Source organism: Peptostreptococcus faecalis, assembly GCF_900240845.1.
Lineage (GTDB): Bacteria > Bacillota > Clostridia > Peptostreptococcales > Peptostreptococcaceae > Peptostreptococcus > Peptostreptococcus faecalis.
Genome location: NZ_OERU01000002.1, coordinates 116,749 through 129,441 on the forward strand (window position 1 = coordinate 116,749; position 12,693 = coordinate 129,441).

General features: G+C 31.2%; 9 protein-coding genes. 2 read left to right on the plus strand and 7 right to left on the minus strand.

From position 1 onward, the window contains the following. Positions 1-92: 92 nt before the first annotated feature. Positions 93-1,175: a Spy0128 family protein gene (locus tag C0982_RS05840; protein WP_242961521.1), complete on the minus strand. Its 1,083-nt coding sequence runs from the start codon at positions 1,173-1,175 to the stop codon at positions 93-95. Between C0982_RS05840 and C0982_RS10520 the strand changes: the two genes are divergently transcribed. Continuing rightward, a complete protein-coding gene (locus tag C0982_RS10520; protein ID WP_207653233.1) occupies positions 1,099-1,314 on the plus strand; it encodes a hypothetical protein in 216 nt (71 codons plus the stop codon). The genes C0982_RS05840 and C0982_RS10520 overlap by 77 nt on opposite strands. On the opposite strand, the gene C0982_RS05845 is transcribed toward C0982_RS10520, so the two are convergent. The 4 genes from C0982_RS05845 to C0982_RS05860 form a co-directional block, all read right to left on the minus strand. Then, positions 1,308-2,882, minus strand: coding sequence for a Cna B-type domain-containing protein (locus tag C0982_RS05845; RefSeq protein ID WP_101773324.1), 1,575 nt, complete (start codon positions 2,880-2,882; stop codon positions 1,308-1,310). The two genes, C0982_RS10520 and C0982_RS05845, sit on opposite strands and share 7 nt — an antisense overlap. Before the next feature lie 247 nt (positions 2,883-3,129). Then, entirely contained in the window at positions 3,130-5,004 is a 1,875-nt protein-coding gene (locus C0982_RS05850) for a Spy0128 family protein (protein ID WP_180946887.1), read from the minus strand. 306 nt (positions 5,005-5,310) lie between these two features. Next, positions 5,311-9,312 carry a cell wall-binding repeat-containing protein gene (locus C0982_RS05855; RefSeq protein ID WP_101773326.1) on the minus strand — a complete coding sequence of 1,334 codons (4,002 nt, stop codon included), beginning with the start codon at positions 9,310-9,312 and terminating at the stop codon, positions 5,311-5,313. 32 nt (positions 9,313-9,344) lie between these two features. Continuing rightward, the gene (locus tag C0982_RS05860) at positions 9,345-9,602 is read right to left on the minus strand and encodes a hypothetical protein (RefSeq protein WP_145994501.1); all 258 of its coding nucleotides are present in this window, start codon (positions 9,600-9,602) and stop codon (positions 9,345-9,347) included. Positions 9,603-10,039: 437 nt separating this feature from the next. Here C0982_RS05860 and C0982_RS05865 point away from each other — a divergent pair, with 437 nt between their 5' ends. After that, on the plus strand, positions 10,040-11,407 hold the full coding sequence (locus tag C0982_RS05865; RefSeq protein ID WP_101773328.1) for an MATE family efflux transporter: 1,368 nt from the start codon (positions 10,040-10,042) through the stop codon (positions 11,405-11,407). Positions 11,408-11,518: 111 nt separating this feature from the next. Here the strand turns inward: C0982_RS05865 and C0982_RS05870 are convergent, their stop codons facing one another. Then, positions 11,519-11,857 (minus strand): zinc ribbon domain-containing protein YjdM, encoded by a 339-nt coding sequence (locus C0982_RS05870; RefSeq protein ID WP_101773329.1) that lies wholly within the window; start codon positions 11,855-11,857, stop codon positions 11,519-11,521. Positions 11,858-11,955: 98 nt separating this feature from the next. After that, positions 11,956-12,534: a helix-turn-helix domain-containing protein gene (locus C0982_RS05875; RefSeq protein ID WP_101773330.1), complete on the minus strand. Its 579-nt coding sequence runs from the start codon at positions 12,532-12,534 to the stop codon at positions 11,956-11,958. Positions 12,535-12,693 lie beyond the last annotated feature (159 nt).

Here is a 12,693-nt window from a genome sequence, read left to right on the forward strand (position 1 = left end):
AAATATCCATACCGACTTTGCTATAAAGTGTAAACTTATGATTTTATAATAATACTTATAAAATATTATTAATTTATATTAGCTTAATGCTATTATTTATTTTTATCAGCATCAATTATAGCATTTCCATAATAATTGATAAACTTAACTTTAATATTTTGAAGGTCAGATACATCTGTTGTTTTTTTTAGTCCACCTTCTACTATTTTTTCTAATGTTGCTTTGGCTTCTAGCTCATTTGTTGTAGAGTTCAGAGTCACATCTACTATTAATTTGTATTCAGACTTATCGTATTTGATTTTACTGTCTTTTCCTTTTACCTCTGTTATTTTGTAAATATATTTTCCTACATCTTTCAATTCAATATCTTTAAATAAAGCATCTCCAGATATATTATTAGTAGCTAACTCTCTAATTTTACCTGTATTATCAGTTTCTCCCTCTAATAAAAATCTGAATTCACGTGCCTTTTGTGCCCTACTCTTTAACTCTTTTTCAACTCCTATTTTTATTTCTGTTGTTTTTGGAGCTATGTACTTGTTGTTAAATTGTACTTTCGTTATATCATTTCCTGCTGCATCGAAGTATTTTACATGTGTAACTAACTTGTTTGTAGCATTATCTAATGTTGTTGTCACCTCTACATTGTAGATTGATTTATCATATGTTATTCCTGCTTGGTTTCCTGTCACTTCTGATATTGTATAATTTGATACTCCAGCTTCTAATATTGAGATATTTCCAAATGAGAACTTTCCTGTTGCATCATTTTTAACTCTTTGGATCTCGTTTCCGTTTTTACCCTTTAGAACGAATTCAAATTCTTCATTTTCAAGTGTTCTTCCTTCTAATGACTTCGTTCCTTCTAAGTTTACTGTTACGCCTTCTGGCTTTGTATACTTATTGTTAAACTCTACTTTCGTTATATCATTTCCTGCTGCATCGAAGTATTTTACATCTGTTACTAGCTTGTTTGTAGCATTATCTAATGTTGTTGTCACCTCTACATTGTAGATTGACTTATCATATGTTATTCCTGCTTGGTTTCCTGTCACTTCTGATATTGTATAATTTGATACTCCAGCTTCTGATATTGAGATGTTTCCAAATGAGAACTTTCCTGTTGCATCATTTTTAACTCTTTGGATCTCGTTTCCATCTTTATCCTTTAGAATGAATTCAAATTCTCCATTTTCTAGTGTTCTTCCTTCTAATGACTTCGTTCCTTCTAAGTTTACTGTTACTGGCTCTATATACGTATTTGTTATTGTAAAATTAATACTTTTTTCTTCAGTAGAAGATGTTATTTATTGATTATATCCTAGTGGAACATCAACCTCTTTCACTTCGTATTTTATAATTTCTTTTGATCCATCTTGCCTATATTTATATAAGTTTTCCCACTTATATTGCCAGTTATTACTTTCATTTAAATTGATTACTTCGCCTTCTTTTTCTCCATCAGCAAACAACTGAATATTTATTCCAGTTGGTCGTTTTTCGTATTTGTTATCAGAATCATTCCAAACTTTTAAAGCTTGTACATCTATTCTTGTGTTTGTGTCTACTCCTGCTTCATGTTTAACAAATTTAATATCAATCCCAGCATTTTCTTCTGAATTATTATCCCATTCAAGAGTTGCATCATTTCTATAAGTACCACTATCTCCTGTGACTACAGTGTAAACAGTGGCACTGTATCCTAATACTTTACCTCCAGTTGGACCATTTGGACCGTATACTTCTTTCATGCGATCTGCCTGATCTTTTGTAATATGTCCTATTTCTACTTTATGATCAATAGTATTTTCAAACTCTGCTTTACTCCCCGCCAGACCATAATATGTATCACCATTTCCTGGCAAATTTCCAAAACCAATCAAAACTTTATTTTCAAAAATTCCCATAGTAGGTACTTGCGATTTTCTAATAATTTCTTTGAAATCTTCGTAACTTTGACCTTCACTAGGAGTTTTTATTTCCATTTTTTTTTGCAAATATGTAGCTGCATATCCACTCATTTCACCTTCTGGAGTTGGTGCAAATACAGGAACTAATAAGCTATATGTAGGAAATTCACTACCACTTACAGGATAATTCACATTTACTCCCTCTGGTAATATATCTTCTAATAAAACATTCGACTTAGGAGTGACATCTACTACTGGATTATTTGAAACTAAATTATATAATTCCCTATAGTTTACAGTCATATTCCAACTTAACATATTATTGTTTCCTTCTTGCTTACCAACTTTTTTAAAAGGTAATTCTTCGTCTTTCATCTTTTCTTCACTTGGACCCTTTTCTGGATCTACAGGTCCTGGAGGAGTTTCCTTTTCTTCTATATTTATAACTATTTCTTCACTATCTTTCTCACCTATGTATATATTATCTCCTCCTTTTGAAACAATTCCTGAGAAATTAAAAAATCCATTTACTATTTCACTTTTCTCGTTTACTGCATCACTAAACGTGACTATTATTTCATTATTAACTACATCGTATGTACCAATTATATCTCCCTGACTATCTTTAAGTTCTCCGTTAAAATGCGGAATTGTTATATAGTCTTGACTTGGAAGCTTTACATTAAAATATGTTCCGCTCCTTATATTTTCCATATTTTCAGGAGAAACACTCCAATTATATTCAAAAAATATTGAGTCACCTACGCTTATTTTTTCCGTTTGATTTCCATTTTCATCCCATATATTTACTTTTTCTGTAGATCCCTCTTTTAATAATTTGAATTCTCCATTTTTTGTAACATATTGAGATACATTCTCTTGTTCTGCAGCACTTACGCTAAAAGATACACCTATTGCTTGAAACAACATTGATATACAAAGCACTAAAGAAATTATACTTTTTTTATTCAATACTACCACTCCTTAAATATTTTTTTAATTATACCTCTTACTTATTCGTTTAAAGTCTTTTTTAAAATAATATAATAATTTTATATTATATCTATCCACTGTTTTATATTTATTAATACGCACACTGAAAAATAGCGTTGATGATAATATTATCCTTTTAGTTCTAAACTTTCGTGGATTTTTTTATTTCATCAACGCTAAAAAATACTATCTTTATTTTTTAAATTTGCTTTATAATTAATTTAAATTATTTTTTTCTTCTAAGTAAATATACACCTGCCGCTATTAAAGACGAACCTGAAATAGTCATGTAGGCCATACTTGCAGTACCTGTCTTTGCTAACCCTGTACTAGACTTAACGTTAGCATGAACTACTTTTTCAGATGGTGTTTCTGGTGTTTCTGGTGTTTCTGGTACTTTTGGTTCATCCGGCACTTTTGGTTCATCCGGCACTTTTGGTTCATCCGGCACTTTTGGTTCATCCGGTGGTGTTACTGGTGGTGTTACTGGCGGTGTCACTGGTGGTGTTACCGGCGGTGTTACTGGTGGTGTATATTTGTTATTAAATTCTGGAACCTTGTTTGGATCCAAAGTATTACCATCAGCATCCATATAAACTACTTTTGTTCTAAATGTGTTAGTTAATCTATCAAACCCTACTTGAACTACTACTTTATAAATTTTTCCGTCATATTCTATGCTAGAATTATTCCCACCAACTTCACTAATGTAGTATTCAAATTCACCTTCTTTATTAACTGGTATATCTAATGATACATTTCCTGAAGCATCATTTTTTGAAGTAGAAATTATATTTCCATCTTTATCTTTCACTACAAATTCAAATTCTCCATCAGTTAAATCTTTACCTGTAAGGTTTTTATTTGCATTTACTTCTACTTCATCCTTTGGAATATCAAACTCGTTATTAAATTGCAATCTATTATCTTCATGAATAAAATCATTTAATGCGTCAAATACATTCCCACTTACACCTGGTAAACTATTTGCAAATTCTTGAAGCTTTTCAAAAGGACCTGGACTGTCTTCATCATCCCATCGTGATGTAACATTAGTTTTTTCTAAAATTTCAGAAGTTTCATATGTTTTCAAGTCTTCAAGTGGATTTGTTTCACCAGATTTTACTACTTTTATACTCTCCAACTCTCCATCTACATATTTTAAGTAGTATACAGTTTTATCATACTTCACACCTGGCAAAGGACCGTCTACTAGTACAGGTTTATCAGTCTTTTCAGTTGTTTCATTACCATCTTCATCATAATATAATAGACTTCCTTCTACGCCATCTACTATTTCTCTCTTTTGATACTTTTCAGACTCTTCAACTTTATAATAGCTTGTTCCTTCTGGATTTGGTGAAATGTTTGCTTGTACTGTACCTGATAACCCATCTTCTGTCGGCTTTATTTCAGAATTTTTTTCTTGTATGTCAAGTGAATAATCCTCTTGTTCTAGATCATCTTCATTTGGTTCAATATTTAGTCCAGCTATTATACCATCAATCCAACCAACTATATTTCCAGCGCTATTTAGTATTGCTTCTTTGATATTTATAAAGAAGTCTCCCTCTTTTATTTTTCTATCAATTTCACCATTCTCTTTTTCTACTATTGTGTCCGTAGACTTCACATCACTCTTAACAGCGTTTTCTTTTTTACCAGTAGCAGTTCCATCACCTTCACTTACTGTAGTTGTAACTGCTTTTGAATCTTCATTTGTAAGCTCTTCACCTTTTTTTGAAGAATCCGTTTTCTCTTCGCTGCTACTTACATCTTTTTCTTCACTGTTATTAGCTTCACTATTACTAGAGTCACCATTTGTTTCATCTTCACTTGTGGCTAAAACTTTTGCAGATGTTCCTGATTCGTTTGCTACAGATTCACTTGGTGTAGATTCACTAAAAATCTTTTGACCTTCAGAAGAATCTACTTTTGTAATTTCTGTTTTTGTAAAGTCAGCGCTTGTCGCTACTGATTCACTTGAACTCACTGGTGAAGCATCTTCTTGAGTATCTGCATATGTATTAGATACACCAATAGAAGATACTAACATAGAAAAAGCAAGCACAAGACTAAATAACTTATTTTTATACCCCATCATTTCCCTCCTAAATTTATATTTTTTGTTTATGATAGATTTTAAAGTAAATAGTGTCGACAATACTCATCAGTAATACTTACTGATGTTTTTTTTTGCCCCTTTATAATCACCTATCTAATTATACTTATATCCTATCATATAAAAGTTTTTTTTTCCATATGAAAATAATTAAAATAACAAATCATTTTATTGCTTACTGTTTTAAGTTATTTTTATGTCTAACTATAATATTTTTATAAAAATATTAATCTATAAAAATAAAGTCGATATAGATAAATATCCATACCGACTTTATTTTATTTATTATTTTACTAAACTGCTATAATCAAGTTTCTGAGAAATCTTTACAGCTGTTAAATATCTATCGTTGCCTGAAACTCTTTCTTTTTTAGAAATGTTCAGCCCATCATAGATATCCTTTGATACTGATCTTTCTCCTCCACCTATAAGTATGTTTTCAACTTTCCAGTTAGCAATGTCTTTTGCTGTTATATCTGTAAGTTTATTTGGGTTTGTAAGATGTATTGGACTCTTGAACTTCGCGGCTAATGAATTAATTGTAATTCCATCAGGGAAGTCAGTTCCATCTACAAGTATCATATCCTTAGTATTACCTGTAATTTTTCTAACTTCAACTCCTATTAATGATGCTGTTTCATATCTATCAGCTCCACCAATTCTTGAAACAGATTTTATTCCTAAATCAGATGACAGTCTATCTTGTATAGATTTAGACACTGAATTTACACTTCCTCCTATGATTACATCACTTACTTTCCAATCTTTCAGTGTATTTTCTGTAGTTGATGTAAGTTTATTAGGATTTGTTATCAAAATAGGTACTCTTTTCTGAGTAGCAAGAGCTGATATTGTGATTACATCTGGGAAATTAGTTCCATCTACTAGCATAGATCCATCGTTATTTCCAGTTAAGCTTCTTACTGCCTTTCCTATTTCTCTTGCAGTTTCATATCTATCCTCTCCTGAATATCTAATCAGATTGTAACCCTTTAACTGTTCTTCTACTTTTTTAGATACTGAATCGTATCCTCCAGATATTATTATATCTCCTATTCCACGTCTCTTAAGTTCATTTAATGTTTCAGCAGATACGCTATCTTTACCTGTTAGAAGTATAGGGCAGTCCCTTTCATTAGCAAGGACTGTAGCTGTAAGTACATCTGTATACTTCTTTCCATTGGCTAGAACAGCTATCGCTCTTTTAGTTGTTGGAGGAGTGATTGTTCCAGTTCCTCCGCCTCCTGAACCACCAGAAGAATCTTTAGTCCACACTGCATATAATGTTGTATCTTTATCGATTTTAAGCTTATCGCCTTCTTTGTATTCTGCAGTTTTACTGTCTTTATTTGTTGACCAACCTAAAAACTCATATCCAGATTTTTCTAGTTTTCCAGTGTTTCCTGATATCGTTGCTTCTTCATCTCTTATATAATCTTTTGAGTCAACTGGCACAGTTCCACTTGTGTTACTGTTTCCATCATATATTAGTTTATATGTCTCCAATATTTTAGTTTCTCCAGATGATTTTTCTGCAACTGCATCTGGTATCTTAGGATTTGAAACTCTAACTGTATTTCCAAAAATATGCAATTCACAATCGGATTTTATCTTACCTTTTATTTTTATAGTAATTGTTTCCCCTGGTTCAATGTCAACCTTACCAGAAACCCTATTTTCAGTAAGAGTAACTCCTTCTGGAGCCGTAATTGTAATGTCTTCCAGTCCATCTGGAACTTCATCCAATATTTCTATACCTGTTTGCTTTGCTTCGCTATCATTTTTTACGGTAATTCTGTAAGACAACTCATCACCTTTTATTGCTTCTTTTTTATCAACTTCTTTTGTAACAACAGGTAATTCATCTTTTGGGACTATTATACCTTCTTCTGAAGTTGCTTCCTCCACTACGTCTGGCTTTTCAGGATCAATCGCGGTTGCCTTGTTTTTAAAAGATGAATATAGTTCTGCATCTTTTTTTACAGTTGCTTTTACAATCAGCGTAATGTCTTGTCCTGGTTGAATATCTAGAGTCCCAGATATAGTGTTTCCACTCGCTGTTATTCCTACAGCACCAGTCACAGTTACATTTTCTAGCTGACTAGGAACTTCATCTTTTATTTTTACACCTTTAAGAATACTTTCCCCCTCGTTTGATACTGTTATAGTATATGTTACACTTTCCCCTCTTGCAACTTCCTCTTCTCCTAAATTTTTATGAATAGCCAACTTTCCATCTTTAGGGATTACTATTGTATCTTCAGAATATGCTTCTTTACTATTATCCGTATCATTAGGATTAGTAACCACTACTTTATTCCTAAATGGAGTATTCAATTGTGCATCGTCTTTAACTGTACCTGTCACTATTATTATAAAAATATCTGTTGCTGGTATATCAATCTTTCCAGATATCTTATTTCCGTCAACTGCTAATTTATCAGTTCCTTCTATATCTATATTAGTTAAATATTCTGGAACTATATCACTTACATCTAGATTTACTAAATCTTGCTCTCCAGTATTTAACATTACAATGGCATATTTTAATTCCTCACCACGCGTAACTTTTCTTTTATCAACTGTTTTTGCTATTACAAGATCATCTGTTTTTAAAAGAATTTTTGTTCCTTTAGACTCTTTTTTGATTTTGTCACCATTTTCAGGATTTGTCACAACTACTTCATTTTTTATTATTTTTCCTATTTCAGCATCTTTGCTTACTAAGCCACACACGAATAATGTTACACTTTCTCCTGATGCTAAATTGATACTTCCTTTAATTTCATTTCCATTTACTGTTATACCATCAACTGAATTTCCTTCAGCATTCTTGACAGTAATGTTTTCTAATCCAGCTGGTGCACTATCTTCTATTTCTACACCTGTTAATGAACTATCTCCAGTATTTTCTAATGTAATCATATAAGTCAATTCATCACCTGGATGAGCTTCTTCCTTATCTACATTCTTAGTGATTATAAGTTTTTCTTCTTTTTCTATTATTTCAGTCTCACCTGTAGTTACACTGTGTTCTCCATTTGAGTCAGTGGCTTTAATTGTATTTGAAAATTTTCTTCCTACTAGTGAAGCATCTTTTTTTACTTTTCCACTTATTCCAATAGCAACAAATTCACCCGGATCAAGATCTAAAGTTCCTTCAATTCTATTATCTGTGGCACTAATTCTATTATCTCCTACTACTTTTACTGCTTCTAGGAAATCTGGTACATCATCTTCTACTCGCACGTTCTCAAGCTTTGATTCTCCAGTATTTTCTATAGTTACCATATAAATTAATTCACTTCCAATTGTTGCCTGTTCTTTATTAGGAGTCTTTGTTATTTCTAACTTTCCTTTTCTAGGTTCTACAGTCGTTCCTTCTGATTTTGCTTCAGTTATTTTACCTTCTGAATCTATAGCTTTTACCGTATTTATGAAATTTTCAAAATTAGCATCATCTTTAACTGTTCCCCTTACTATCAAAACAGCGTTTTCCTTTGGTTCTAAATCGATATTTCCGCTAATTTTATTATTAGAAACAGATAATCCGTCTATTCCGCTAATTTTAACATTTGTAAGCTGACTAGGGACCTCATCTTCTATTTTCAGGTTTTTTAGCGCCATTTCTCCATCATTTTCTACATTTATTGTGTAAATTAATTCATCTCCACGTTTAACTTTCGTAGTATTTACCGATTTTGATAAAACAGCATTGCCTGGACCAAGTTTTCTCCATACAGCATACAAAGTAGTGTCATTTTTTATTTCAAATTCTTTTACTATACTTGTATCATTTGGATTTAAGCTCCAACCTTTAAATTCATATCCTTCTCTTTTTAGATTTCCTTCGTTATCTTTTACTTTTATTTCACTGTCTTTTAAGTAAGTCCCATTATCTGTAGGCACGCTACCTATTGAATCGGTTGCATTTGCATCGTATTTAACCTTGTATTCTACTTCTTCTAATTTAAGATTGCTATAAGCAACAATATACTCTATACCTACCGACCAATGTTCTAAATCAAGAGTTAAATCTCCCCCTGTATAGGTGAATTTGGTTTCTAAATTTTTATTTCCAGAGTTATTCTTATCTATAAAGTTCTCATGTAATATTTTACCATTATTTCCTTTCAATAAAACTCTTGCGTCCCCACCAGTAAGATTTCTAGCGGTAATATTTTTAACATCACTGTTCATCTTGTATTCATGGCCAATTTTCATTTTTGATGTATCAATCTTTTGGCTGTAAATATTTTTAGAGTTTCTAGATTTGTTATCCTCCATAACCCTCCTGATATATAATCCACTACCATCTTCTATAGGCTTAAACTGTTCCTCCCAAGCATAGCTAGTGGTAGGAGCTGCCTCGTATGGCTGTGGACATTGTACCACCCACCTTTAATATTATTGGATCCCCAATATCCAGTGGTCCAACCATCCATTTTATAATACCCATCTGATGCTTTGTGCACTTTGAAACTTGGATTTTTTATCAAGTTTTCATTTTCTGCATAAGAATTATTTATAGGTATTACGCCTATAAACATAACTAGCGATAAAATGCACGAAATCACTCGTTTAAACATTTTTTTCACAAATATACCTCCTTTTAGTCATAAAATATTTTTATTACATATCTTTATATTATACTATTATTTTTCAAAAATACCTATACTTTATGATTTTTTTTATAATTTTCAGAAATATTTTTTCTTTAACTAATATAGACTCTCTTTATAAATAAAAAATGTTACAGACATTCCATACCATTTTTATTTATTGTATCTATTTTATGATACTTTATTAACATTTCTTACTAACGTAACTTTAAATATTTATTCAACTATCTAAATCAACAATTTATTTTTTTTTGTGAATCTTCTAAAATCTTATCTGTAATCTAAATATTGAACAATATATTATCATTTCTATTTGAACTAAATATTTGCTTTTTTATGATACAATAATTCTAATAGTTGTAATTATTTCTAGTGAAAGGTAGGTATTGTTGATGGAAAATAGATTGACTAGAGGACCTGTAATGAAAACTATGCTAAAATTCGCAATTCCTATGATTTTGGGAAATATGCTACAACAGTGCTATAACATAGCTGATACTTTAATTGTTGGTAAATTTATTGGAATAGATGCATTAGCAACCGTAGGCTCTACTTTTACTTTGATGACGTTTTTAACTTCAATAATAATTGGGTTAGCAATGGGGAGTGGAACAGTCTTTTCTATAAAATTTGGCCAAAAAGATGATTTAGGATTAAAGGAGTCTATATTGGCATCATTTGTGTTACTCGGAATAGTAAATGTAGTTTTAAATATATTAATATTTACTTTTATTGATGACATTATCTTACTCCTACATGTACCGCTTGAACTAAGAGAAATGATGCGAGAATATCTAATAGTAGTATTTATAGGTATGACAGCAGTATTTATTTACAATTTTTTTGCCTCATTACTTAGAGCTTTAGGAAACTCAACGATCCCTTTGGCTTTTTTGGCAATTTCTTCTGTATTAAATATTGTGCTTGATTTATTGTTTATTATAGGTCTTGATCGTGGCGTTGCTGGAGCAGCAGAAGCTACCGTAATTTCACAATATGCATCTGGTTTTGGAATACTGATTTACACTCTAATAAAGTTCCCAAATCTATATTCCAGTGATAAAAAAGTCTGTCTCAAATTTAGCAGAATTGCAGAGGTCGCTCGTTTTTCAGTACTCACATGTGTACAACAATCTATTATGAATTTAGGTATACTTGCTGTGCAAGGCTTGGTAAATAGCTTTGGTACTGCAATTATGGCATCTTTTGCTGCTGCAGTTAAAATTAGTGCATTTGCTTACCTTCCTGTACAGGATTTTGGTAATGCATTTTCAACTTTTATTGCTCAAAATCATGGCGCTAAAAAACAAGATAGAATTAAATCCGGAATAAAAATTGCAACTACTATATCCGTATCTTTTAGTTTAATAGTGTCATTAATTGTATTTATATTTGCAAAGCCATTGATGCTAATTTTTGTAAATGCAAGTGAAATTGCAGTAATCACAGAAGGCGTTCGATATCTTAGAATTGAAGGGTCCTTTTATTGTGGTATAGCTGTACTATTTCTACTATATGGACTTTATCGAGCACTTGAAAAGCCTGGAATGTCTGTTGTTCTTACTATAGTATCTCTAGGAACTCGTGTACTACTGGCTTATACCTTGTCTGCTTTTCCTTCAATTGGCGTGGTCGGAATATGGTGGTCCGTTCCAATTGGATGGTTTTTAGCTGATTCCTTGGGAATTTTATACTTTTTAATAAATAGAAAAAAGCTGCTCTCTAATAATAAATCTATATCCGATAAAATTACTTCTTAGATAGAGTTTATCAGACGCATACTTCATCTAAAATATAAAATTTCGAATAACAAAAAGAGCATGTTTAGAGCCATAATTCATTTATGACTTTAAACATGCTTTCTTAAAATACTATACCTTTTTCAAAAATTCTGTTTTTAGCTCGATATTCCCAAACCCAGGTATTCTACAATCAACATCGTGATCGCCTTCTTTTAACTTTATATTTTTAACAATTGTTCCTCTTTTTATTACATCAGAACTTCCCTTAACTTTTAAATCCTTTATAACTGTTACTGAATCACCATCTTTTAATTCATTTCCATGTGTGTCTCTAAAAATCTTTACGTCTTCAACTACTTCGCCACCATTTCTAGGGATTTCATTTCCACACTCAGGACATACTATCATGAAACCATCATCGTATGTATATTCAGAATTACATTTTGGGCAATTTGGTAAATTACTCATTATACTTCCTCCTATTTATTTATATCGTAACATTGAAGATAACATTTTATATTTTATTTGTCAAATTTATCTTTTATATCATTAATATTTGTTCTGAATCATCCCATCAATAGCACTAACAATAGATATGTTACTGTAAATCCTATGAGTGCAGATATTATAGCATAAAATATTTTTTGATACGGTCTTTTCCCTTTTTCTGTCGCCTTTTGAATTTCATCTAATTTCTTACCATCCATAAAAGCAACAATCTCTTTGTATGTTTGAACATCATGTTCCTTTTTAAATTTTTCAATTTTTAGTGCCAACATCATTACCAGTATAAAATATACAAACCAAATTACCATTCCAGTCCATCTAAAAAACATAAATAATGGTGCAATGGATACTACCGCAATTACTAACCCAATTGCATATAAAACGCCCATTTTTTGAAATTTATTTATTACCTCATTACTTACATATTCTCTCATTGTATCAACATCTCCTTTTACCAATTCGTCTATGGAAATATTAAATAATGAACTCAGTATTATTAAGCTATTTATATCTGGGTAACTTTTATCATTTTCCCAATTCGATATGGTTTGTCTGGTTACATATGCTTTTTCCGCTAGCTCCTCCTGAGATAAGGACATTTTTTTTCTGTTTTCTTTTATTTGCTTGCTTAAGTTCATTAGCTGTACCTCCTGATTAAAAGTCTAATTAATAACTTATAATTTTGCTATCCAATATATTTGACATGCTAATATTTACATATGTAAAAAAATTTTTACATGCTCTACAAACCAGTATCTATCTATACTATTTGACTTTTATTCACAAATATATTTATC